Genomic DNA, 23,384 nt, shown 5'->3' with positions numbered 1-23,384 from the left:
AACAGGATCGTCCTAAGCTCCAACCGTCTCCCCCCAATACGAGCCGACAAAACGCTCGAATTCCGCGGCGTCTTCCGGCAGCATCTCCCGGGCCATGGCCTCACGGGATTCGAGCGTCATCGGCTGAACGGCAACATAACGCCCGTTCCGATATTCCATGATCACCCGCTCTTCATACCCCCTCGGATGAACCGGATTCGACTTGCGTATCGCAGCGGACGCCAGATCGTGAAACGCCGCGCTCGGTTCATCTTCCGATCCCCGTCGGCAGCATTCCGTTATCCGTTCGATATAACGTCGGCCCGTTATGTCACGCCGCAGGTGGATATCAAAGTCGATGACCGATGCCACCTGCTGCTCGGCGATTCGTTCGTCGCGAAACACGCCGGTTTTTAGCAGCGAATTGCGCAGCGACTCGATCAAGTCGCGGAACGTTTTGGCGTGATGCGTAAACAAAGTGAAAAGGCTGGCAACCTGCGCCATTTGCACCATCCAGGAGGCCACCTCATCCGTCGCCACTTCGCCAAGAATATGGACGGTGCCATCCGTCTTTTTCTGCAAGTCCAGTGCCGCCTGTCCGCTCACGTAATCGGTCTCCCGGAAGCTTAGAATGTTGCGTCCGCTGTATAAGCGCCGCAAATGAAGCTCGAAAGACATTTCCTGTACCCGCAACGTATAAGAGGCGTAAATATGCTTGACCATCGCCATCAGCAGCGTCGTTTTGCCCGAACCTTGCGATCCGGTGATCGAGGTGATCCGGCTGCCCTTCATGAAATATTTCAACAACCCCAAGGGAAGTTCGGCCTGTTCGCCTTGGATCAATTGTTCCAGCGATGCGCCGAGGGGATCGAACTTCCGCACGAAAAATGCCCACGTCTCGGCAAACGGCGGCCGAACGACCACGATCCGCGAACCGTCCTTCATTTCGTTTACCTTATACCCGTTCACCTCCGACAATTGACCGGGCAGGTTAAACTTGTAAATGTTTTGGCAAACGCGCTTCAACTCCGCTTCGCTCCCGAACGATAGAAATGCAAGGCGAATGCTCTTTCCTTTGTAGAACATCCAGACGCTGTCCCAAGCGCGAGTTATGGGTTCACCATCCTCGTCAACGCCAAGCGCGGCCCTGTAGCTCCATCCGCTACCCGAATCGGTGTTATCGAGGGCCACGATCTCCGCATAACTGCCCGGAATCCCGCTGACTCCCCCACTCAGTCCGTCGATCCGCATTTCCCGCAGCTCATCCACAACCGAAAACCCTTTGTACATTTGATAGACGCGCTGAACCACGAGGTCCAACTTCTCTTGGAATGTAAGGGCGCGATACTCCAAGAAAAATACGCGGTCAATGTCATCGCCGGTCACTTCATAGACCGGGGAGCCATCGGACTTTTTCGGCGGTTTCGGTTCGTCGAGCGAATAGTCTTCCACCATTTGCGTTAACGCGTCGGCACCATGCCGCTGTTTATATAGGTATAGCACGATGTCGAAGCGGTCTTGAACGGTTAACAATTCCCGTTGTTGAAACGGCAAGATCCGGTCGATATTCTGCTCGGCGATTCCGTAATCCCCCGCCAACATGTCGCGGATAAACGCCTTAATATACTGCTTATCCTGAATATCCCCGTACGAGCAGCCTCGAAGTGCCTGACGAAGCTCTGTACGCGCTTTAGCCTTGCGATTCCAAGCCTCCTCGCTCATCCCCCACTCCTGTCCGTTCGAGCGGCTAAGTTCATGCAACCTTTCCTTGACGTAGGACACGATCGCCGAAAGCTCGTACCGATTCGGACCAGTAAGAGAATCCTTCCCCGCCGCCCCTGTCGTTCGGGCTTTCCGCCATATCCAAAACAGCGCCACCAGGACCAGGAGCATCATCAACAAACCGTTCATCCAACCGTTCACACCTTACGCCCCTTTCTCCTTCAGAGTAGAGGATGCGCCATGGTCCACCGCAGATTCCATCAGCTTGTCCCCTAAAGCTCGATACCCTTTGAGTAGAAGCTCCCGATCCCCGCCCCGCTTCGGCCACAGCGAAGATTGACGAAAATAGGCCAGGATGTTCCGATCGTTCCAGGCATCGGAGAACCCGGTATGATGCGGGATGCCGATCATCGGCAGGGAAACGGGATAACGACGCTTCACATTGTTAATTCCCCACCGGGACCGGGGGTCAAAGGGCGATAAGACCATAATCAGTTTGGTTTTGGAACCGTTAAGAAAGGGGGCTATTTCCGCATATCGGTCGTCCAAGATTCTAAGCCGGTGCGGCAGCACCGCGACGAGCACGTCGCCTTCCCTTTGATTCCTTAGCACCTCGCTTAATCGCTGACCATGGGCCAGTAAAACTAACCCATCGTACGATTGATCCGCCATGGCCAGCACCTCGGCGACGTCCCTCCTCTCGGCTGCACTCCAAGCCGAATCGCCTAGCCGCGTCCCGCACACAAGATCAAGCCGGCCGCGCAGCAACGGGACGGTATAATCGGCAAAATTGTTTCGCGCAAGGCGCCCGCTCGCCTGCAGACGGAGCAGCGCGTCAAGGCCATGCTCCGGGATCGCTTCTTCCCCGTAGGTTTCGCCGTGCAGACGTACGGTTTGTCGTATCCCTTCCTCCAAGCCGAAGCCGGCAGGACCTTCATTAACCAGGAGCAGGCGCTGCGGAAACCGCAAACCTAACATTACCGCTGTAGCCACGGCAGCTTCCGCGGCTCCGCCAAGACCGCCGTCCCAGAATACAAGGCGGCTCATGCCTGTCTCCTAACTGTCTGGCGCACGGCCCGCTTGGCGCTGGCTGGGTCCCAGCCCGCCAGCTCGCGCAGCAGTTGGCGCAGGGCTCTTTTATAGGAACGAGAGAAGCTTCCGAGACGCAGCCGTTGGGTATGTTCGTTCTCCAGTTGGGCTGCCAGATTGGACTCGTTCCAGGGGATGCACAGCTCTGGGGAGCGCCACTTCAGGGGGAGATCGTCTATCAATCCCAAGATGAATTGGCTATTCACGCCGCTGTCGACGGTTCGGATAAAGACCGGTCGAACGGCCATCCCGCGCAGCTGGGGCCAGAGGTGAAACAGGCTGCGGAACCACTGCGCGCTAGCCTCCACCTCGTATCGGTCGAACGACGTGACCCAGACGATTTCATCCGAAGAGGCGAACAGCTCTGGAGTCAGACCGTGAAGTAGGTCTACATCCTGCAATTCATAATCGTATTCATTCGCAATGAACGTGCCTTCGTTGCTCTGCTTTGTGGGTACGAAGCTCGTCGCAACATCAAAGCCGTAAAATTCCGTTAACGGAAGGTGCGAATCACCTCCGCTAATCGAATATCGGTATTTGCCGCCCTCCGTACCGTCCGTTAGCAACACCCTGGAGCCGGCTGCAGCCAAGATACTGGATAGATACAGTACAAGGTCACGTTTATCGCTTTTCCCTACAAACAACCATCGCTTCACGCCATTCTCTCCTCTCATTTCGCCGGATCGAGCACAAACCGGTCGGATTCCGCCGGCATACCGTCCGAGACGAGGCTTCCGGGCGGGATATTTCCGTCCTGGGCGCCCGATAGCGAACGCTGGGCCTGCGCCTGGCTGCTGGCGAATTCGGAAGCCCTCTGCGGCGACATCGATAATAAGTCACTTTCCAGGCCGTTCCGTGCGGCGTTGCTGAGACGAAGGGATTGCTCCGCTTTCTGTACGATATTCGGGTCTTCTCGAATCAGCTCCATGACGCCTTCATTGACCGGGTAAGTCGGAAACGGCTTGCCTTGCAGATTCGGCTCGACATAAGCGAGCGCATAAATCGAGGCTTTATGTAAATATGCGTCCACGATCGCGCTCGACAGCGAGAGAATTTCCGCTTCGCCGAGCGTCACCGTCAACGTTCCGGAGTTCAAGGTTTCCACCTTCTTTTTCGATAGCAAAATATAATCCTGTCCGGTCGGAAATTGGATGCGGATGTCGATGACGTCCTGCTCTTTCAGCGTCTGCGGAAGCTGGACGAAAGCCATGTCCCGCCAGCGCAAATCATCGGGGATCGGCTCCTCTTCATAAAGCAGTGTTTTCGTCAACGGTGTCCGCGAGCTTAGGGAGATTTTCGCGTATTTCCCCGCGATGTCTTCCTGAGATTTCAAGAGATCCGCAGGCACGCTGTCGGCAGGCAGCTTCAACCGCTTCAGGTCGCCTGCCCCGATCCGGTTTCCGGCGGGAATATCCCGCGTAAGTACCCATCCTTGAATCGTCTGCTGCTGAGCCTGATGGCGAAAGCCGGCGAGTTGTTCTTCATACTCCTGAACCATAACGCTCCTTGCGGCAAGGAATTGTTTTTCCCGTACAATAACAACCCCCGTTAACGCCGCACCCGACGCCATCGCTCCGATGAGCCCGGATAACAGCAGTTGTTTGGTTTTCTGCCTAAATCTCGGCATTGGACTATCCACTTCCTTTCTATGATTTGGGGTTGACCAGGAACCTGAGGCCCGGTCGTTTGGGCTTGGCCAGCAAGTTCCCGCAAACCTCCTGCAGTAGGGTAGACATCGGGGCTGCAGGATCAAACGGGTTCGGATCAGCGGGAAGGCCGTACACGCATTTGGTGCGTAGCGTTTTGCGGATCCGCCGCAAGCCGTCGTTCGAAGCGAACGGCACGCAGAGCCTCCATGAGGGTGGGATCTGCTCCCCGCCGCTCAAGGCAAATATGAATCGCTCCAATTCTTCGCCCTTCCACGCCGCCCCGGAACCTACGATGACGGAAAGGTCCGCGCGGCGAAACTCCTCCATCAGCTCTTTGCTTTGGCCGGTCCCCAAGTCGCAAACGATGCATCCGAACCCTTCCGACAGCAAGGCGATAAAATCCGAACGGGACGCCGGTTTGGCGTAAACCACTTGTCCGATGCGAAAGCGGCCCCGATGGCTCCCGTAGGCTGTGGAAACTTCCTCTTCCAGGAGCCGTGCCAAACGGGAAAAATCCGCAGACTTGGGATTCATCTCCACAATCGCGACCTTCTTGATACTGCGGGCCAGCGTATGAGCGAGGGCGATGGCCGTGTGGGTCGCCCCTGCCCCGGTGGAGGCACCAACGACGCCGACCAAAACCGGGCGGCCGTTGTACTCGATTCCGTCCGGCATCCGGTCATTGGACCCTGGATTCGCTAACCTAGTCGCGCTGGGCGGCCGCAGCAGCGCAGCTAATGCTTCGCTCACCTCCTCGGCCGATGCGTATCGGTCTTCGGGCCGGATCTTCAATAGTCGGGTCGCGATGGGCTGTAGCCGTTCGCATCCGCGTTCCCGCAATGCCGCCGCCGCCTCGGAGGTCCAGACCGAAAACCGGCCTCCCGTGCCCATATAGAGAAGAACCGCGCCCAAGGAATAGAGATCGGTCCGCGCGTCGCTTTGGCGCTCGCCATATTGTTCCGGCGCAGCAAAGCCGACCGTCCCCAGCTGCACCGTATCTTCCGCTTTGCCGGCTGAAAACGTGCGCGCAATGCCGAAATCCACGAATCGAAGCTCGCCTTTGTCGTCGACCAGCAGATTGGCCGGCTTAACGTCCCGATGAATAACCGGCGGCTCATGCCGATGCAGATACCGCAAACCTTCGGCGATTTGGAGGCCATAGCGGACCAGCAGATCCAGCGGCAGCCGCCCCTCCCTTGCACGAATGAATTGGTCCAAAGGCACGCCCTGGATGTAGTCCATAACGATATAGGAATAACCGTCCCGGTCGGGATCAATGAAGTCGACGATCCGCGGCAGCCGGTAATGATTCAGCGTAATCAGCAGCTTGACCTCCTTGGCAACGGATACCGGTTCTCCGGGTACGGTCAGGCATTCCTTTACGGCCCAAGCCTTCCCCGGCAGCTTGAGATCTTCGGCCAAATGGACCCGGCTCATGCCGCCTTCCCCGATGATTCGTTCGATCCGATAACGTCCGGCTAACAAGTCTCCCGGCGCAAGCTTGGGAACGAACCTCGCCATGACTCCTCCTTTCCTGAACGCAAAAAAGGGAAAGCTTCCCGTCATTACCTCGGCCGATCGGCCAAGCGTAAATGACTGGGGATGCTTTCCCTATTGCGGTCATTGTATAATTTTGGAATCAGTATAGGACGGCTGGCGCCAAATGTAAAGCATTTTTTTCAAAGCAATTCATTCACGCCGTTAATACTTAATCATATAGAGCGTGATTTCATCGCGGTTATGAAACAGCTGTTTCGCCCGCTGTACTTGAAGACGGGCTTCCTGAAACACCTCGGTGACCTCTTGAATCAGCGCCATCGGTTTCTTGGTCAGCAGCTTCACCGTCACGATCGCCGTTCCTCCCGGGACCAGTGCGTACAGGAGATCCGTTACGAGCCTTGCCGTCAATTTCGGGCTCCAGCTCATGTCGCAAACCAGCAGATCAAATTGATTCTCCTTGAACTTCACACGGTTCGCATTGCGCTGCAAAAACGTCAGCTTCGGCGAAGACAGCAACGACGGATGCAGCTTCGCCGTATCCACCGCGGTAACGCTTAGACCGCGTTCCAACAGGAACGAAGTCCAGCCTCCCGGAGCCGCGCCGATATCCAGCGCTTCGCGGAACGATTCGAACGGGATGCCGAAAGCCGCTTCGGCCTCCAGCAGCTTGAATTTCGCCCGGGAAATCTGACCCTCTTCCTTGCGAAAGCGGATGGCGCCGCCGTTCCAATCGGAGAGGTTATCCTGCGGATGCGCCACCCCGGCGTAAATCCGGTCCTGACCCGCAAACACGGAGATGACCCAATCGGCATCCCGCACCACGAATTCCCCGACGGAGACATCCTGCAGCTCTTCCTGCAGGCGATCCTTCAGCTCCGATGCCGTCCCGGCCCATAACCCGTCATCCGATTTCCGTGCCTGTACGGCAATTTTAGCTCCCGGGAGCCGGAAATCGGCCATCAAATACTTCCGCAGCGGTTCCAGCCAATGCTCCGGCTTCGACTCTTCGGCTTCCCCCGGGCACCATTCCCAATCGACCAGGAACGTATGCCGCAGAAAAACCGGTGGAGCCTGACGCAGCCGGTGCTGCACGTCTTCGGGCATCGCCTGCAGCGAAGCCGCGAAGACTTCGCCGGGAACCAACATCGTGCTCTTTACGCTGCCGAACATGCGGCGCAGCTCCTCCTGGGCATAAGGCGCAAAGCCGTGATTGGCCGTGCAAATCCATTTCGAATGGGGCGGAACCTTGCAGTTCCGGGCAATCTCCTCCAGCCTTTCGAATGGAATCGGGCCATTATGCAGCTGTACCTGCTCCGGCAAGCCTTGATAGAGGATTTCGTACATGCTTTTTTTCCCGGTGATGCTCGAGGTATGAAGATAAATTTCCCGCGGAAAAAGCCCTTCCCGAACCATGGCGGCCGCCATTTCCGTACCGGTAGGTTCATCCGGCCCCATATCGTAATCCAGCGATAAAATGTCTACTTCCGTCAAGCGAAGCAGCTCCAGACACTCCTCGACGGTGCGCGCTAACGTAAATCCCTGCGGACATCGGCGAAAATCGTCCATATATACATGAATCAATTGTGTTCTTCCTTTCCCGCGGTATTTCGCTCCAAACGGAGCCTGTATACCTGTTCAGTCTTCAGGTCTCCGCCCACCGTCTCACTCGCTCCATATCCTCTCTGTAGGTCCCATCTTCCCCGGTTTCGCTCTCAAAAATAAGCGGGGATCTCTGAATCGCGTCGATCCGCAGCAGCCAGCGAAAACCGGCTTCGCCGATATGGCCATGGCCAACTCGGGCGTGACGGTCTTTGCGCGATAATACCGGGTATTTTGAATCGTTCAGATGGACGGCGCATAATCCGTCCCAGAATTTGAGCTCCTCGGCCTTGGCCGCAAAGCTCTCGTCTCCTTCGCCTCGCCACATTCCCGCCCCAAAAGCATGGCAGGTATCGAGACAAAAGCCGATGTGCTCCGAATCCCGGCAAAGGTTACGAATCTGGACCAGCTCCTCGATCGTCATCCCCATGTCGCCGTGATCGCCGGCTTGGTTCTCGATCAGCAGTTTTGCCGAGCCTCGCCAGCCGGAGAGCACATCATTAATACATTGTATAATATTTTGATATCCTTGTAAGGGGTTTCCTGACTTAAATGTGCCAAAATGTACAACGATCCCAACGGAGCCGCACGCTTCGGCGATTTCAAGATCATTGCGCAGCGATTCCACCACTCGTTGATAGGCAACCGCGTCCGCATCCTTGCCCGTGGCGAGATTGCTAGGATAAGGCGTATGCGCGATCGAGACCAAGCCGTGCTCTTGGCACAGCGTTCGGCATTGCTCCGCGTCCCGCGGATCAAAGCTTTTCACCGTGAGGCTCCGCGGATTTTTCGGAAAATACTGAAAAGCGCCGGCCCCCAGTTGCAGCGCGGCCTTGGCAGCGCCATAGAAGCCGCCACGTATGCTCAAATGTCCCCCAACCTTCACCTTAACGGTCATGTTGGCAGCCGGGGCTGTAAAACACTTTGCGCCCGTTCATTTCCGCTTTCACGATGTGATCGCCGCAGCGCGGACAGGTCTCTCCCTCCCGGTCATACACCCTGCAGGTTTCGTTCGCTCCCCCGGTCAACTTGTCTTCCCGGGTCAGCGGCATCTCCATATATCCGCCGGCCTCCGTTGCCTCGATTAGCACATCCCGCACGGCTTGGTACAGACGGGAAAAATCCTCGTCGCTCAAATTTTGCAGCTTCGCCATCGGCAGGAGCTCGGCAGCGAACGCAATTTCGTCCGCATAACAGTTGCCGATGCCGGCAATGACGTCCTGATTGACGAGCGTCGTCTTGAGACTCCCCCGGCGCTTGCGCAGCAGCTCGGTAAATCGCTTCTCGTTCATCCGCCGATCCAGAAGCTCCGGTCCCAGATGCGAGAGCAGCTCCTCCGCTTCCTTCGCGCTGTGCAGATGCAAATGGCCGAGACGCAGCCCGATGAAATACAGCACCAGATGCTCACCGAAGGTGATTTCAACCTGGGTGCTGCGGTCCGGACGGTCCTCCTTGGAGCCCAGGTAAAGCAATCCGCCAAGCATCAAGTGAAGCAGCAATCTTTTACCGTTATCCAGATGGAACAGCAGATGCTTGCCCCGGCGCTCTATGAAAATCACCTGTCTTCCCGTCAGTTCGCGGGCAAACTCCTCCGCCGGCAAATTCACCGATTTCTCCCGGCCTACGGTCACCCCGGTAATCGGGAGATCCAAAATGTGCTGCGACAGCTGTATGCGATAATTTTCCATCTCCGGCAATTCCGGCATGGTACATCTTTCCCTTCATCCTTATAAGTTCGATTATCCCATGAAACACCCAACATCCATCGTCATTCGCCTGAACCGCAAATCCGCGCCCTGACCTCATCCAGGTCCCGGCACACTAGATCCGCCTCTACGCCGGAGGACTTCACGTAGTCCGGCAGATTATCGGCCGTCGTGACGCCGGTTAGCGTAAGGATCGTACCGCAGCCGGCATTCACCCCTGCAGCGATGTCCGTATGGAGGTTATCCCCAATGACGGCGACCTCCGAAGCCTCTAAACCGACCCGAGCGATGGCGAAATCCATCAAAGGGGCTGCCGGTTTGCCGATCACCGTCGGTTTCACGCCCGATGCGGCCTGAATGGCCGCGGAAAGGGTTCCCGCCCCCGGCATCAATCCCTCCTGGGAAGGCAACAACAAGTCCGGATTGGTCAACACATAACGTGCCCCGCCCCGAATCCAGCGGGCAGCCCGGGTTAGCGTATCGTATGTAAATTGGCGGTCAATGCCTTGGACCACCACGTCCGGTTCTTCCAGGGTCAGCTGTAACCCGGCTTCTTTCAGCGCGATCGTGAGCCCGGCTTCGCCAATGGCCGCGACTTTGCAACCCGGCTGTGCCTGCGCGATATATCTGGCTGCTGCTACCGCCGACGTACAGACCTCCTCCGTCCGCGCCGAGATGCCCATCGCCTCCAAATGCGCGGCGACCTCCTCGGGCGTCCGCGAGGAATTGTTGGTGACGAACAGAAAGGGAATCCGCTTGGCTCGCAAGGCGGTGATCAGACCGTCCGCGCCGGGAATCATTCGAGGCCCATGATATAACGTGCCGTCCAAATCAATGAGATAGGCCTTCCAACCCTTTGGCAAAATCCTCATCCTTTCCATCAACCCGTTCCCCTATTTATTGTACCTAGGAAACCCGGGGTCAGGCAAATTTTTCCGTACCTGCTTGGGAGCCGTGTCAAAAAAGAGCCCCCGTCCGCTGCTTGGCGTCGAACCATCGCGAACGGTGAAAAAACAGGACCTTTTCCCCTTGCCAAACTTTGATGCGCCCTGTCAGTTCCTGCGCTTTCCCGGAAAATAATTATTTCCGATTGCTACGCCGCGTCACCGGATAGAGCACATGCTCCCGGGCCAGATGCGCGTTCGGGAATATCGCCTGGGCTTCTTCCTGCAACCGCAAGAGCTGCTCTTCCGATTTATACCGCGAGCTGAAATGAGTCAGCATAAGCTGCTGTGCGCCCGCTTCCTTGGCAGCTTCCGCTGCTTGCTTAGCCGTGCTGTGATGGTAATCGTGTGCGGTTTTCGCCAACTCATGCAAAAAGGTCGCCTCATGCACTAGCATGTCGGCGTCCTGCGCCAAAGGGATGACCGTCGGACACGGGCGCGTATCGCCGAGAATGGTCACGATCCTCCCGGCTTTAGGCTCTCCAAGCACATCTTTTGCATGCAGCGTCTCGCCGTTCGGAGCTACTACGCTTTCTCCGCGTTTGAGTTTGCCGTACAACGGGCCTGGACGGATGCCGTACCGCTCCAGCACGGCGGCGTCCAGCTTGCCCGGCAGATCTTTTTCGATCACCCGGTAGCCATAACTGTCGATCCGGTGTTCCAGCAGTGCCGCTTCGACCCGAAACGAATCGTCCTCGAATACGACTCCGCCCTGATGCTCCACGATCTCCAGTTTATAGTTAATCCGCGATTCGCTAAGCGATAGCGACGTCTCTATGAATTTCTTCAGGCCTTTTGGGCCGTAAATGACCAAGGGCGTGTCCCCGCCCTGATAGGCACGGCTCGAAATCAGCCCGGGCAGGCCGAATAAATGATCCCCATGCAGATGGGTAATAAATATGGATTCCAATTTGCTTAGTTTCAGCGGCGAACGCAGGATTTGATGCTGGGTGCCCTCGCCGCAATCGAACAGCCAGAGCGATCGGCGCTCCTCCAGGAGACGTAGAGCAACCGAGGTCACGTTCCGTTCCAAGGAAGGGACCCCCGCATTCGTTCCTAAAAAATATAGTTCCATCCCATTTCGTCCTTTACCTAAAATTGTTCGCTTCACGGACAGATTGCCAAAACCCTCCGAAGTTCGGAGGGTTTTCCAAGGATCTGCTTTGCGGGATCAACTCCCGGCTTTGTCCACGTTGAAATATTGCGCTTCAGGGTGAGCAAAAACCATTGCCGAGACGGAAGCTTCCGGCTCCATCATAAAGCCTTCCGTTAAGGTGATGCCGATGTCCTCCGGCTGCATCAGGTCGAATAGCAGCTGCTGGTCCTCGAGGTCCGGGCAGGCCGGATAGCCGAACGACACGCGAATCCCTTGGTAACGCGCTCCGTGACGCTGCTTCATCGTCATGTTCGCCGGATCCGGGAAGCCCCAAGTATCCCGCATGATATGGTGTACCCGTTCCGCCAACGCCTCCGCCAACTCCAGCGCTACCGCCTGCAGCACATGGGAACGCAGATAATCGCCTTGTTCTTTCCACTTCTCGGATAAATCCCGGACACCCTGGCCGGCCGTAACGACCAAGAAGCCAACGTAATCCATTTGCCCGCTGTCCACGGATTTCAAAAAATCCGCCAAGCACAGGTATGGCTCGACTTTTTGCCGAGGAAAACTGAACCGCTTCAATACCTTGCCGGGTTCGGCCGGATCGTAGACTAGAATATCGTTGCCGGACGATTGTGCCGGGAAGAACCGGTACATCGCCTGCGTGCGGATGATGCCGTCCGTAACCGCTTCTAGCAGGATTTGATCGACCGTATCCTTCAGCTGCACCGCCTTCGCTTCGCCCGCCGCCAGCTGCTGCTCCACCGATCCGCGCAACCCGAGATGGTGACCGAGCAGCATTTGCATGTTGATATATGGCGTGATATGACCGATCGGATAATCGCGTAGCACATGCCGCTCCAGATCGGGCGGAAGATACACCGGCGCATCCGCCGAAATCTTCGACCGCTCCACACGTGTCAGTTCCGGCAGCGGTTCAGCAACGGCCACGGCTTGATCGGTTTCCTTTTCCGCTTCCATTTCAAGGCGCATTTGCTCCCGGGCAGCCGGATCCATCAGCTTGTTGGCCAAATCGAGGCCGTCCATCGCATCTTTGGCGTAAATGACCATCCCTTCGTACTCCGGCCGGATCCGCGTTTTGGTAAACTTCCGGGTAAGGGCTGCCCCTCCTACCAGGATCGGCACGTCGATCCCCGCATTCCGCAAGTCTTGGGCCGTCGTCACCATTTGCTGCGCCGATTTCACCAGCAGGCCGGAAAGGCCGATCGCGTCCGCCTTCTCCTCCCGATACGCCTCGATAATGCGCTCCGGTGGTACTTTTATGCCCAAATTGACGATGTGGTAACCGTTATTGGACAGAATGATCTCCACCAGGTTTTTGCCGATATCGTGCACGTCGCCCTTTACGGTCGCCAGCAATATTTTACCTTTCACGCTGGTTTCGTTCTTCTCCATAAACGGTTCAAGGTAAGCCACCGACGCCTTCATCACCTCGGCGCTTTGCAGCACCTCGGCAACGATCAGCTCGTTGTTGTTGAACAACCGGCCAACTTCCTCCATTCCTGCCATGAGCGGACCGTTAATGACTTCGAGCGCGGTATATTTCTTTAGAGCCTCCTCCAGGTCGGGAATCAAGCCTTCCTTCGTGCCCTCCACAACATACGAAGCCAAACGCTCCTCCAGCGAGAGCTGGGAGGATTTCTCAACCTTCTCCACCTTCTTGTTGCGGAAAGCGGCCACGAAAGCAGCCAACGTCTGGTCATTGGTTTGATAGATCAATTCTTCGGCCAGACGGCGCTCCTCTTCCGGAATTTTGGCGTAACGCTCCAGCTTCTCCGTGTTGACGATCGCGTAATCGAGCCCCGCTTTGGTACACTCATACAGAAAAACGGAGTTCAATACTTCCCGGCCGGCTTCCGGCAGGCCAAACGACACGTTGCTGATTCCCAGTACGGTATGAACCTCCGGCAGCGCCTGTTTGATCAGGCGGATGCCTTCGATGGTTTCCTTGGCCGATCCGATGTATTGCTCATCACCAGTACCCACAGGGAACACGAGGGGATCGAAAATCAAATCCTCCGATTTCAGACCATATTTATGAACGAGCAGGTCATGCGAACGTTTGGCGACCTCGAGCTTGTCTTCGCGCGTGATCGCTTGCCCGCGTTCGTCGATGGTTCCGACCACCACGGCAGCGCCGTACTTATGGATCAGCGGCGTGACGCGCTCGAACTTCTCTTCGCCGTCCTCTAAATTAATGGAGTTAATAATCGATTTGCCTTGGCAATATTGAAGCGCTAAATCCAACACCTTCGGGTCGGTCGTATCGATCATCAGCGGAACCTTGACTTTCTTGACGACCAGCTCAAGGAACCTCTCGATATCCTCCGCTTCATCGCGGTCCGGGTCCTGCACGCAGACATCGACGACCTGCGCCCCGTTCTTCACTTGAGCCCGGGCAATTTCCGAAGCTTCTTCGTATTTGCCTTCCACGATCAGCCGCTTAAATTTGCGCGACCCCAGAACATTCGTTCGCTCTCCGACCAAATAAGGACGGTTGGCCGATTCGATATAGACCGGCTCGATGCCGGAAAGCGCCGGCAGGTGGCTGCCCGTCAGCTCGCGAGGACGATAATCCTTCAGCGTGTTCGCTAACGCGGCGATATGGGCAGGCGTCGTTCCGCAGCAGCCGCCGGCGATGTTCAGCCAACCCTGTTCGGCAAAGGCGGACATTTTCTGGGCGAGTGAATCCGGGGACTCGTGGTAAATGCCGTTTTCATCCGGCAGACCTGCGTTGGGGTGACAGCTGACCGCCGCTTTCGCGAGACCCGACAAAGTGCGAATATGATCGCGCATGAACTCCGGCCCGGTTGCGCAGTTCAGGCCAATGGAGATCGGATTCAAATGCTCCAGCGAAATATAGAAAGCTTCGATGTTTTGACCCGCCAGCGTCGTACCCATCGGCTCGATCGTGCCGGAAATCATCAGCGGCAAGGTGATTCCGGTGTCGGCGAAAGCCTGTTTGATCCCGATACTTCCTGCCTTTACGTTTAACGTATCCTGCGAGGTCTCCAGCATCAGGGCATCGACCCCGGCTTCGATCAATGCCGCGGCTTGCTCGGCATAGCTGGCCGTCAATTCGTCGAACGTCACGCCGCCGGTCACGGATAAGGTTTTGGTCGTTGGTCCCAGTATGCCTACCACGTAGCGAGGTTGTTCCGGGGTACTGTATTTTTCCGCTGCTTCGATCGCCAGCTTGGCCGCAGCCAAATTGATTTCACGCGCTCTCTGCGGAATATCGTATTCAGCCAGCACGACCGAAGTCGCGCCAAACGTATTCGTTTCGATCAAATCGGCACCTGCCGCGAGATATTTCTCGTGGATGCCGCGAATCACATCCGGACGGGTGAGCACGAGCATTTCGTTGCAGCCGTCCAGCTCTTCGCCGCCGAAGTCGGCCGGAGACAGGTTTTCCTGCTGAATCATGGTGCCCATGGCGCCATCGAGGATTAATATTCGTTCTTTCATTCTTTCGAGCAGGCTTGGTTTACTCATGATCATGTCCCTCCCGTAAAACGTTATGTTTTAGTTTAACAGAATGAAGCGTTGAAGAAAAGAGAGTTTGGCGAATTCGATACCGCTTCTCCCCTTAGGCAAGGTAATGTTATCCCATCGATCAACTCAGAATTAAAAACCGAACAAACTCGGATAATGACTTTCGGAAAATTCGGAATTTACTTAAACAAAAAAGCCGCCGTCTCCCCAACCGGGGGAACAGCAGCTTCATTTCAGGCCTGTCGGCGAGCACTACTCCACCGTAAATTGCTTCGATGGCATGGAGTGCTGATCGCGCGCGGTGACATGGGAAATCACTTCATAGGTACCCGGTTCCTTAAACGAATGTTCCAACACATAGGTCCCGTTCCCGGCGCCCTTCACTTTCACCTGGTCATGTTTCGCCTTGTCGTCAGCCGTATTCCAAAATTCGAACATGACTTCCTTCGCATCGTCCACATTCTCGCCGCTGTGGGTTACTGTCGCGGTAAACGTTACCGGGTCCCCGGCTTTGACGACGGATGGCGTCACCTCGAGTTCGACCTGAATCGGTTCCAGTGCCGCATCGGCCTCGGCTGCCTTTGTTTCGCCCCTGGTGCATCCGGACATGACGACCATCACCAACACGATGGCGGCAATGAGCCCCGCCTTCCCTTTGATTCGCATGCAGATTTCCCTCCTTCCGCGGCGGATGAACGCCTCACCTTATTTTTCGTCCTCAGCCGGGCGAAGCCTTAAGCCAACTTCTCCAGCAGGCCGTGCAATTCGGACAAATGTTTGATTTCATAATCCGGCACAATCCCGCCAGTAAGCGCTTTTCCTTCCCGATTCACCCAAACCGCCGTCATGCCGACACTGAGCGCGCCTTTAATATCCGTCGTCAGCTTATCCCCGACCATGATTCCCTCACTTGGTTCGATGGCCAACCGTTCCAGCGCATGCCGGAAAATCGACGGGTCCGGTTTCCCTTTCCCGAAGTTTCCGGAGATAACGATCTCGTCAAAATAAGGCGCCAGCTCCGGCACCCCGTCCAGCTTCTCCTGCTGCAGCGCCGGACAACCGTTCGTCAGCAGCAGCAGCTTCACTTTGCCCTTCAATTCTTTCAGGACTTGAAACGTTTCTTCATATACATGAGGACGGGAGCGCCGTTCGCGTCCGAACTGTTCCGCCAACTCGCCGGCCAATTCTTCATCCTCCACGCCAAGCGCAAGCAGGCCACGCCGCCAGGATTCTTTGCGATAGATCGGAGCCAGCTGCTCCAACTGGCGAAATTCCGGTTGCTCCCCGGCGGAGAACGTCGCCCATAACCCTTCGAACGGATTGATTCCGATCATCGTCGTGAACGGATACGTCTCGTAGGATTCATACAACCCCCGGGCTTCCCGCCGTACCGCTTCCTCCAGCTTGTCGGGATCCAGTCCCTCCGTCTTGGCCACCGCGCTTTCACAGGTTGCCGCGAAAGCTTCCCTTACGCTCCGCTCATCCCAGAGCAGCGTGTCGTCAAGGTCAAAACATACCGCTTTGATCGTCATTCGTCCCAGCCCTCTCCGTTCTCTTTGGTTATTCTTGCAAAAGGATTATTCCTTCTCGAATTTCACTTGATGGGTATTGGCGTACAGCTCCAGGCGCGTAGCCATCGCTTCCGTGTCGAAGCGGTTGCGAGTCCGGTAAAACACCCATTTGGGTTCCCGGGTTTTCGGTTCGATCACAATCTTGTTCCGGCTCACCTTGATTTTGCCAATATTGCCGGCATCCAACATCCGGTCGCGGTTAAATTTCGAAGTGTACAGCCAGCTTTTATTTACGCGCAAATAAGGCTTGCGCAGGAAAATGGCCAGCGCCAGCACCATGTACAAGAAGATCGTCGCCCAATACAGCACCGAGTTCACTTCCGCGGAATTGCCGATGATTCCTACGCTGGCATACAGAAGAGCCAACACGAACAATGCGGAAGGCAAAATGAAGTTGCGCCCTTTGAACACATCGCCTTCTCCGTTAGCCCCGAGCGATGACCGCGGGTTTCGGGTCCCCTGCCCGACGTTCGGACCTTTGCCTTTCTTATTCATTCTTAATTGATTGCGTTCTACTTTACGATCAAACGACCCCATACCTGTTCCTCCCTATTTATCTACAATCTCGATCGACTCGAGCTGTTGCCGAAAATTTCTGCGAACGTTTTGCAGATACGTTTCCCGAAGCTGCGCTCTTTCCAATAACTCGTCCTGTGATAATCCTTCCTGCTTCGCTTTACGAGCCAGTTCGTTAATCCGCTTAACCAACGCATCGATATCCATAAGTTCCTCCCACTTCTATATATACTATGCTTCCCATGGTGTCACACAGGGCATTAATTCCTACTTTGACATGAGAAAAAGAGCTTGTCAAGGCGACGGCAACCCCGTCCGTATCCTTGAATCAAGCTCCTGCTCTTCTTATATATTTCGAACTCGGCCGACATCGATTATCTGCTTGGCAACCTCAATGTATCCCCGGCTTGAATCGAGCTGGCTTCCAGCCCATTGGTCCGCATCAGCTTCTGCACATAAACTCTCGTATCTTGACCTTGCGGCTTATGGGCCACAGCGATTTCCCATAACGTATCCCCAGGCATAACAACGACGTATTCCGCCGGGGCGGCAGCTTCAGAACTATCGCCGGAAGCCGCAAAAGCCCGTACCATGCCGGTGCACGTAATGCTGAGAATGATCAGAAGCACGGCAATTTTGGACAATCTGCTCTTCAGGAATGCGCTCATATGTAATCTTCTCTCCACAGGACGGCAAAAAGAAGGTTGATCGTAGATGCTTTGGTAAGAACTATACTTCAACATTTAATCATCACTCCAAACAAGTGTTCTGTTTTCTGTAATTCAATATAACACGAACATTTGTTTGTTTCAATATTTTTTCGAACGGTTGTTCTTATTTTTTTTATTTCCGAAGTTAGGTTTTTCGTCTATTTAGAACTAATGTTTGTACGAACGGCAGTTCTGTGTTATAATTTTTCCAAACGTTACTAAATGGGGTTGATCCGTACATGTCAAAGGTATCGAGCCGGCAGCAGGCCATTCTTGAATTTATTCGCAACGAAGTACGCGCCAAAGGTTATCCGCCTTCTGTGCGGGAGATCGGAGAAGCCGTAGGATTGGCGTCCAGTTCTACCGTTCACGGCCATCTGGACCGCCTGGAGAAGAAGGGATTCATTCGCCGCGACCCAACGAAGCCGCGTGCCATTGAGTTGTTGGGCCAAGAGGAGTCGGAGAATTACAATTTATTCGCACATAGCATTGCCCGCGTTCCCGTTGTCGGGAAGGTAACCGCAGGCATGCCGATCACGGCTACGGAGAACATTGAAGATTATTTTCCGTTGCCCGAGCACTATGCCGCTGACGGAGAAGTATTCATGCTTTCCGTGATTGGCGACAGCATGATCGAAGCCGGAATACATAGTGGGGATTATGTGATCGTTCGCCAACAGCAGACGGCCAACAACGGAGAGATCGTTGTAGCCATGACGGAGGATGATGAGGCGACGGTCAAGACGTTTTATAAGGAGAAAGACCATATCCGCCTGCAGCCGGAGAATTCGACAATGGAACCGCTTCGATTGAAGCATGTAACCATTCTGGGCAAAGTCATCGGTCTGTTCCGCGACTTGCACTAATTTCGAATATCTCCCTTCATGCGCAGCAATGAACACCAAATAGGACGAAGCGATTGATTCACATCGGCTTCGTCCTATTTGTTTTCGCTGCCCTCCGCCCCTTCCCGCTTAGTCCCATTCGAGATCCGGGAAGTTCATCGGATTGTACCCGTTTTTTTCGCGACGGCCGCGTGTCCCCCAACCGAATCCGGCACGTTCCGAAATCCACCATTGCTTCAGCCGGTAGCGGCGGCGTTGATATCTTTTCAATTCGGTCACGATCATCTTCGCATCAACCTCCTTCTCTTCTCTATAAGGTGTCCCAATCCCGGTTAAATCATGGCATTTTTTCGAAATCCAAAAGCTGTAATTCATAAATTGAGCCAAAGTCCCGCCAGGCAGGCATAAAAAAAGGGCCCCTGAACCATTCAGGAGCCCCTTCTTTACCTATTAATACAAAGTCATGTATTGATCGCGTTCCCATGGATGAACTTGCGTACGGAAGATGTCCCATTCGATCTCTTTGAGTTCGAAGAAATGGGTTAACGCGTGATCGCCGAGCGCATCGCAGATGATCTCGCTCCGCAGCAGCTCGCCCAACGCTTCCTTCAGATCGGAAGGCAAGCTTGGAATGCCTTCTTCGACCCGCTCTTCCTCGGACATGACATAAATGTTGCGGTCAACCGGATCGACGAGCGGCAGTTCGTTCTTGATCCCGTCCAGGCCGGCTTTCAACATTACGGCCAATGCCAGGTACGGATTGGCTGCAGGGTCCGGATTGCGCACTTCGACCCGCGTGCTGAGGCCACGGGAAGCCGGGATCCGAATCATCGGGCTGCGGTTGCTTGAAGACCAAGCGACGTAACAAGGCGCTTCATACCCCGGTACGAGACGTTTGTAAGAGTTTACCGTCGGGTTCGTGATTGCGGCAAATGCGCGGGCATGTTTCAGAATACCAGCCATATAATGGCGGGCTTCCTTGCTCAGCCCCAAATTATCGCTTTCGTCATAAAATGCGTTCACGTCGCCTTTGAACAGCGATTGATGGCAGTGCATCCCCGAACCGTTCACGCCGAACAGCGGCTTCGGCATAAACGTTGCATGCAAGCCATGCTGGCGAGCAATCGTTTTGACAACCAGCTTAAAGGTTTGGATTTGGTCTGCGGCTTTAATCGCATTCGCATATTTAAAGTCGATTTCATGTTGACCTGGAGCCACTTCGTGGTGGGAAGCTTCGATTTCAAAGCCCATTTCTTCCAGCGTCAATACGATTTCGCGGCGGCAGTTTTCGCCTAGGTCCGTCGGAGCCAAGTCGAAGTATCCGCCTTGGTCGTTCAGTTCGGTTGTCGGGTTGCCCTTCTCATCGGTTTTGAACAAGAAGAACTCAGGTTCCGGGCCGACGTTCATCGAGGTGTAGCCCATCTCTTCTGCTTCCTTGAGCGCACGTTTCAGAATCCCGCGCGGATCACCGGCAAACGGCGTACCGTCAGGCATGTAAACATCACAAATCAGACGCGCCACGCGATCCTCGGTTACCCAAGGGAAAATGACCCAAGTGTCCAGATCCGGGAAGAGATACATGTCGGATTCCTCGATGCGAACATATCCTTCGATGGAAGAACCGTCAAACATCATCTTGTTGTCCAGCGCTTTCTCCAATTGGCTGACCGGAATTTCCACGTTTTTGATCGTTCCCAGCAAATCCGTGAACTGCAAACGGATAAAACGCACATTCTCTTCCTTGGCGATGCGCAAAATGTCTTCTTTGGTGTAATTCGTGTAACTCACCCTAACCTCTCCCAACATTTAGATTATTTTTTGAAAAATCGGGACAGTTCGCCTTGGATCAAAGAAACTTGCCCCGGCTTGCTCCCTTGCACCAACTGCTGCTTCAACATGCGGTAGATTTGGGAATCCGTCATTTCCTTCCGCTTCTCTTCCGTGTCCTTCGTGATGACGGTTGCTTCCTGGGATTCCCGGGACATCGGATTCATCACTTGCTTGATCCCCGCGATATTCACGCCTTTATCGATGAGACCCTTGATTTCCAGCAACCGCTCGACATCATTGAGGGAAAACATACGCTGATTCCCCGAAGTGCGCGCGGGTACTATCAATTCATGTTGCTCGTAATATCGTATTTGTCTTGCCGTTAAATCCGTAAGTTTCATGACGATACCAATAGGAAACAAGGCCATGTTTCTGCGAATTTCCTCACTCATCGCTCTCAACCTTCCAGTTAGATTCTCATGACCTTATCATATGTGAGTTATCCTAACATGTCAATAGATATGTTAGGATAACTTACAACAAGTTACGGTCCTTCATCGTCTGGAGCGCGGTGAGGAGGCCAAATTTAACATGGGAATACGTTAAGCCGCCTTGCATATACGCGATATATGGAGCTCGGATCGGAGCATCGGCGGACAATTCCAGGCTCCCGCCTTGAATAAACGTCCCCGCGGCCATAATCACCGGATGTTCATACCCGGGCATGTCCCAAGCTTCCGGCACGACGTGGCCGTCCACTGCTGCGGCCCGCTGGATGCCCTGCACAAAGGCGATCAGTTGCTCCGGTCCGCTGAAAGCGATCGCCTGGATGAGATCGGTACGGGCATCCTGCCATCCCGGCCGGCTTTGAAATCCGGCCCGTTCAAACAGGGCCGCGGCAAGAATGCTGCCTTTCACGGCCTGTCCCACTAGGGTTGGCGCCAAAAACAAACCTTGATAGATCCCTCGGGTCGTCCCTAGCATCGCCCCGACCTCACCGCCGATGCCCGGTGCGGTCAAACGATAGGAAGCTAGTTTCACCAGATCTTCCCGTCCGCAGATATATCCTCCGGTTTCCGCTAAACCGCCGCCCGGATTCTTGATTAACGAGCCGGCGATCAGGTCGGCCCCAACCTCCGTGGGCTCCTGTAACTCGGTAAACTCGCCGTAACAGTTGTCCACGAAGACGATCAAATCCGGCTTGATTTCTTTTACCCGACGAACCATCTCGCCGATCCGGGCAACCGTAAAGGAGTCTCTCCAGTCGTAACCGCGGGAGCGCTGGATCCCGATGACTTTGGTCCTATCGGTAATTTTCGCTCTCACCGCCTCCCAATCAACCGTTCCATCGGCTAGCAATGCCGCTTCGTCATACGTAATTCCGAAATCCTGCAGCGAGCCGCTGCCGTCTCCCGGTGTTCCTATTACTTTATGTAGTGTATCATATGGACGGCCCGTGATATAGAGCAGTTCGTCCCCCGGCCGCAAGACCCCGAACAGAGCCGTGGCGATCGTATGCGTGCCGGAAGCGAAGTGCGGCCGCACCAGGGCGGCCTCCGCACCGAATACGTCCGCATACACCAGATCCAATACTTCGCGCCCCCGGTCATTATAGGCATACCCCGTTGATCCTGCAAAATGATAATCGCTGACTTGGTGGCGTTGAAATGCTTCAATTACCTTCCATTGGTTCTGATCGACGATCCGGTCAATCTCCCGAAACCGGCTTTCGGCCTGCCCTTCGGCGGCTTCCAGCCAATGTACGATTTCTTCCGAAAATGCTGCCATCGTTACGTTATCTCTCCCTTAATCCATTCCATCATTTGTCGTATTCTCGGCTTTGGAGTCCTGCTTGGGAATCGCAAAAGGAGCCAGTCGATAGCCATACTTGTTGAAATCAGCCTGGTTCACATCGATCTCGTAGATCATGAAATCCTCGTCCATTTGCTTGTCCACCACTTCACCAACCCGATATAACACAGGGGTGAGATCGCCTCGTTCCGCAGGAATCCGAAACGTTTTCGTCCCGCCGGACAGCTTCCGCTGCACGGCTACACGAATCGCCGACAGATCCCTTTCGTCAAATGCGGAAATCATCAAGTACCCCTCGCCTGTCGGCAGCATATGAAGCCGTTCTGGCGGACAGATATCCTTCTTGTTGAACAGCACGATTTGCGGCTTTCCCCCGGCTCCCAAATCACCAAGGATCCGATCGACCACTTCTACTTGCTCCTCGCGCATCGGCGAAGATGCGTCTACGACATGTAAAATCAGATTCGCTTCGTTGACCTCCTCCAGGGTAGCACGGAAGGCGGCGACCAAATCATGCGGCAGATTTTGAATGAACCCTACCGTGTCGGTCAACACCACTTCCTTCCCGCCAGGGAGCGGTAGAAGCCGGGTCGTCGGATCCAGCGTAGCGAACAGCTGGTTCTCCACAAAGACGTCGGCCGAAGTCAACGCCTTAAGCAACGTAGATTTGCCGGCATTGGTATAACCGACCAGGGCAATTTGCACCACGCCGTTTTCCTTCCGTCGTGCCCGGTGTAGCTGCCGGTGCCGGGTGACCTCCTCCAACTGACGTTTCAACTCGCCGATCCTCCGGCGAATATGGCGGCGATCCGTTTCCAGTTGGCTTTCCCCCGGTCCCCGCGTCCCGATCCCGCCGCCAAGCCGCGACAGGTTCTTTCCATGCCCGGACAACCGCGGAAGCAGGTAAGTAAGCTGCGCCAGCTCCACCTGAATGATGCCTTCCCGCGTTTTCGCCCGTTGCGCGAAGATATCGAGAATCAATTGGGTGCGGTCAATTATTTTGACGTCCAACATCTCTTCCAAGTTGCGCACCTGGGCACCGGACAATTCCTGATCGAATATTGCGGTATTCGCCCCTTGGCTCTCGATCACCTCGCGGAGCTCCAGCACTTTCCCTTTCCCGATAAACCAGCGGGGATCGGGTTTATCGCGATTTTGCACTATGGATTCGGCAACCTCGACCCTGGCCGTTTCGGCCAACTGCACCAGCTCGGCCAGGGAATATTCGGGGTCGATTCCGCTTTGCTTCGTCTCCGGCGTAACCAAGCTGACCAATACGGCCACATCCGGACGGTGGGTGGTAGTCTCATGCAACCTCGACATCATCACTACTCCTTAAAGGGGTTCAAAAAAACGG

22 protein-coding genes and 1 pseudogene are annotated in these 23,384 nt (G+C 55.1%); 1 reads left to right on the top strand and 22 read right to left on the bottom strand.

The features are described from left to right. Positions 1–12: 12 nt before the first annotated feature. The 17 genes and pseudogenes from MJ257_RS03060 to MJ257_RS02980 form a co-directional block, all read right to left on the bottom strand. Positions 13–1,890 carry a P-loop NTPase family protein gene (locus tag MJ257_RS03060; protein ID WP_240267846.1) on the bottom strand — a complete coding sequence of 626 codons (1,878 nt, stop codon included), beginning with the start codon at positions 1,888–1,890 and terminating at the stop codon, positions 13–15. 15 nt (positions 1,891–1,905) lie between these two features. Next, positions 1,906–2,748 carry a hypothetical protein gene (locus MJ257_RS03055; protein ID WP_240267845.1) on the bottom strand — a complete coding sequence of 281 codons (843 nt, stop codon included), beginning with the start codon at positions 2,746–2,748 and terminating at the stop codon, positions 1,906–1,908. Continuing rightward, positions 2,745–3,446, bottom strand: a complete 702-nt coding sequence (locus MJ257_RS03050; protein WP_240267844.1) for a hypothetical protein — start codon at positions 3,444–3,446, stop codon at positions 2,745–2,747. Before MJ257_RS03050 ends, MJ257_RS03055 begins: the two co-directional genes overlap by 4 nt. A 14-nt stretch (positions 3,447–3,460) precedes the next feature. Beyond that, positions 3,461–4,417 carry an SAF domain-containing protein gene (locus MJ257_RS03045; protein ID WP_240267843.1) on the bottom strand — a complete coding sequence of 319 codons (957 nt, stop codon included), beginning with the start codon at positions 4,415–4,417 and terminating at the stop codon, positions 3,461–3,463. A 19-nt stretch (positions 4,418–4,436) separates the two neighbouring features. Further along, positions 4,437–5,960: a serine/threonine-protein kinase gene (locus MJ257_RS03040; RefSeq protein ID WP_240267842.1), complete on the bottom strand. Its 1,524-nt coding sequence runs from the start codon at positions 5,958–5,960 to the stop codon at positions 4,437–4,439. 180 nt (positions 5,961–6,140) lie between these two features. Continuing rightward, the gene (locus tag MJ257_RS03035; protein WP_240267904.1) at positions 6,141–7,211 is read right to left on the bottom strand and encodes an SAM-dependent methyltransferase; all 1,071 of its coding nucleotides are present in this window, start codon (positions 7,209–7,211) and stop codon (positions 6,141–6,143) included. Between the two features lie 66 nt (positions 7,212–7,277). Further along, a pseudogene (locus MJ257_RS03030) lies at positions 7,278–7,505 on the bottom strand (cyclic-phosphate processing receiver domain-containing protein); the annotation flags it as partial. A gap of 76 nt (positions 7,506–7,581) precedes the next feature. After that, on the bottom strand, positions 7,582–8,436 hold the full coding sequence (locus MJ257_RS03025) for a deoxyribonuclease IV (protein WP_240267841.1): 855 nt from the start codon (positions 8,434–8,436) through the stop codon (positions 7,582–7,584). Further along, entirely contained in the window at positions 8,426–9,244 is an 819-nt protein-coding gene (locus tag MJ257_RS03020) for an Fpg/Nei family DNA glycosylase (protein WP_240267840.1), read from the bottom strand. Before MJ257_RS03020 ends, MJ257_RS03025 begins: the two co-directional genes overlap by 11 nt. 62 nt (positions 9,245–9,306) lie before the next feature. Continuing rightward, on the bottom strand, positions 9,307–10,125 hold the full coding sequence (locus MJ257_RS03015) for a TIGR01457 family HAD-type hydrolase (protein ID WP_240267839.1): 819 nt from the start codon (positions 10,123–10,125) through the stop codon (positions 9,307–9,309). A gap of 199 nt (positions 10,126–10,324) precedes the next feature. Next, positions 10,325–11,263, bottom strand: a complete 939-nt coding sequence (gene rnz / locus MJ257_RS03010) for a ribonuclease Z (RefSeq protein WP_240267838.1) — start codon at positions 11,261–11,263, stop codon at positions 10,325–10,327. Between the two features lie 96 nt (positions 11,264–11,359). Further along, positions 11,360–14,803 (bottom strand): methionine synthase, encoded by a 3,444-nt coding sequence (gene metH / locus MJ257_RS03005; protein ID WP_240267837.1) that lies wholly within the window; start codon positions 14,801–14,803, stop codon positions 11,360–11,362. 252 nt (positions 14,804–15,055) lie between these two features. Then, a complete protein-coding gene (locus tag MJ257_RS03000) occupies positions 15,056–15,469 on the bottom strand; it encodes a FixH family protein (protein ID WP_240267836.1) in 414 nt (137 codons plus the stop codon). Positions 15,470–15,537: 68 nt separating this feature from the next. Beyond that, positions 15,538–16,335, bottom strand: coding sequence for an HAD family hydrolase (locus tag MJ257_RS02995; RefSeq protein WP_240267835.1), 798 nt, complete (start codon positions 16,333–16,335; stop codon positions 15,538–15,540). Between the two features lie 45 nt (positions 16,336–16,380). After that, on the bottom strand, positions 16,381–16,911 hold the full coding sequence (locus tag MJ257_RS02990) for a hypothetical protein (RefSeq protein ID WP_240267834.1): 531 nt from the start codon (positions 16,909–16,911) through the stop codon (positions 16,381–16,383). Between the two features lie 12 nt (positions 16,912–16,923). Beyond that, positions 16,924–17,097: a DUF896 domain-containing protein gene (locus MJ257_RS02985; RefSeq protein WP_178019407.1), complete on the bottom strand. Its 174-nt coding sequence runs from the start codon at positions 17,095–17,097 to the stop codon at positions 16,924–16,926. A gap of 167 nt (positions 17,098–17,264) precedes the next feature. Next, on the bottom strand, positions 17,265–17,534 hold the full coding sequence (locus MJ257_RS02980) for a LysM peptidoglycan-binding domain-containing protein (RefSeq protein WP_240267833.1): 270 nt from the start codon (positions 17,532–17,534) through the stop codon (positions 17,265–17,267). A gap of 305 nt (positions 17,535–17,839) precedes the next feature. Between MJ257_RS02980 and lexA the strand changes: the two genes are divergently transcribed. Then, positions 17,840–18,466, top strand: coding sequence for a transcriptional repressor LexA (gene lexA, locus MJ257_RS02975; protein WP_240267832.1), 627 nt, complete (start codon positions 17,840–17,842; stop codon positions 18,464–18,466). A 108-nt stretch (positions 18,467–18,574) separates the two neighbouring features. On the opposite strand, the gene MJ257_RS02970 is transcribed toward lexA, so the two are convergent. The 5 genes from MJ257_RS02970 to hflX form a co-directional block, all read right to left on the bottom strand. Next, complete coding sequence (locus MJ257_RS02970; protein WP_240267831.1) at positions 18,575–18,730, bottom strand: hypothetical protein; 156 nt, start codon at positions 18,728–18,730, stop codon at positions 18,575–18,577. 165 nt (positions 18,731–18,895) lie between these two features. Continuing rightward, positions 18,896–20,251: a type I glutamate--ammonia ligase gene (gene glnA / locus MJ257_RS02965; RefSeq protein ID WP_240267830.1), complete on the bottom strand. Its 1,356-nt coding sequence runs from the start codon at positions 20,249–20,251 to the stop codon at positions 18,896–18,898. Positions 20,252–20,256: 5 nt separating this feature from the next. Next, a complete protein-coding gene (locus tag MJ257_RS02960) occupies positions 20,257–20,667 on the bottom strand; it encodes a MerR family transcriptional regulator (RefSeq protein WP_059042966.1) in 411 nt (136 codons plus the stop codon). 82 nt (positions 20,668–20,749) lie between these two features. After that, entirely contained in the window at positions 20,750–22,003 is a 1,254-nt protein-coding gene (locus MJ257_RS02955; RefSeq protein ID WP_240267829.1) for a methionine gamma-lyase family protein, read from the bottom strand. A gap of 18 nt (positions 22,004–22,021) precedes the next feature. Beyond that, a complete protein-coding gene (hflX, locus tag MJ257_RS02950; RefSeq protein ID WP_240267828.1) occupies positions 22,022–23,353 on the bottom strand; it encodes a GTPase HflX in 1,332 nt (443 codons plus the stop codon). Between the last annotated feature and the right edge of the window lie 31 nt (positions 23,354–23,384).

Source organism: Paenibacillus timonensis (genome assembly GCF_022427145.1).
Lineage (GTDB): Bacteria > Bacillota > Bacilli > Paenibacillales > Paenibacillaceae > Fontibacillus > Fontibacillus timonensis.
Note: the sequence above shows the minus strand (reverse complement) of the source record. Positions and strands in the feature narration are given on the sequence as shown.

Excerpts from the sequence above, each read along its gene's own strand:
- MJ257_RS03060 (WP_240267846.1), bottom strand. The coding sequence starts at position 1,890 with ATGAACGGTTTGTTGATGATGCTCCTGGTCCTGGTGGCGCTGTTTTGG.
- MJ257_RS03055 (WP_240267845.1), bottom strand. The coding sequence starts at position 2,748 with ATGAGCCGCCTTGTATTCTGGGACGGCGGTCTTGGCGGAGCCGCGGAA.
- MJ257_RS03045 (WP_240267843.1), bottom strand. The coding sequence starts at position 4,417 with ATGCCGAGATTTAGGCAGAAAACCAAACAACTGCTGTTATCCGGGCTC.
- MJ257_RS03040 (WP_240267842.1), bottom strand. The coding sequence starts at position 5,960 with ATGGCGAGGTTCGTTCCCAAGCTTGCGCCGGGAGACTTGTTAGCCGGA.
- MJ257_RS03025 (WP_240267841.1), bottom strand. The coding sequence starts at position 8,436 with ATGACCGTTAAGGTGAAGGTTGGGGGACATTTGAGCATACGTGGCGGC.
- MJ257_RS03020 (WP_240267840.1), bottom strand. The coding sequence starts at position 9,244 with ATGCCGGAATTGCCGGAGATGGAAAATTATCGCATACAGCTGTCGCAG.
- MJ257_RS03015 (WP_240267839.1), bottom strand. The coding sequence starts at position 10,125 with ATGGAAAGGATGAGGATTTTGCCAAAGGGTTGGAAGGCCTATCTCATT.
- rnz (WP_240267838.1), bottom strand. The coding sequence starts at position 11,263 with ATGGAACTATATTTTTTAGGAACGAATGCGGGGGTCCCTTCCTTGGAA.
- metH (WP_240267837.1), bottom strand. The coding sequence starts at position 14,803 with ATGAGTAAACCAAGCCTGCTCGAAAGAATGAAAGAACGAATATTAATC.
- MJ257_RS03000 (WP_240267836.1), bottom strand. The coding sequence starts at position 15,469 with ATGCGAATCAAAGGGAAGGCGGGGCTCATTGCCGCCATCGTGTTGGTG.
- MJ257_RS02995 (WP_240267835.1), bottom strand. The coding sequence starts at position 16,335 with ATGACGATCAAAGCGGTATGTTTTGACCTTGACGACACGCTGCTCTGG.
- MJ257_RS02990 (WP_240267834.1), bottom strand. The coding sequence starts at position 16,911 with ATGGGGTCGTTTGATCGTAAAGTAGAACGCAATCAATTAAGAATGAAT.
- MJ257_RS02985 (WP_178019407.1), bottom strand. The coding sequence starts at position 17,097 with ATGGATATCGATGCGTTGGTTAAGCGGATTAACGAACTGGCTCGTAAA.
- lexA (WP_240267832.1), top strand. The coding sequence starts at position 17,840 with ATGTCAAAGGTATCGAGCCGGCAGCAGGCCATTCTTGAATTTATTCGC.
- MJ257_RS02970 (WP_240267831.1), bottom strand. The coding sequence starts at position 18,730 with ATGATCGTGACCGAATTGAAAAGATATCAACGCCGCCGCTACCGGCTG.
- glnA (WP_240267830.1), bottom strand. The coding sequence starts at position 20,251 with ATGTTGGGAGAGGTTAGGGTGAGTTACACGAATTACACCAAAGAAGAC.
- MJ257_RS02960 (WP_059042966.1), bottom strand. The coding sequence starts at position 20,667 with ATGAGTGAGGAAATTCGCAGAAACATGGCCTTGTTTCCTATTGGTATC.
- MJ257_RS02955 (WP_240267829.1), bottom strand. The coding sequence starts at position 22,003 with ATGGCAGCATTTTCGGAAGAAATCGTACATTGGCTGGAAGCCGCCGAA.
- hflX (WP_240267828.1), bottom strand. The coding sequence starts at position 23,353 with ATGATGTCGAGGTTGCATGAGACTACCACCCACCGTCCGGATGTGGCC.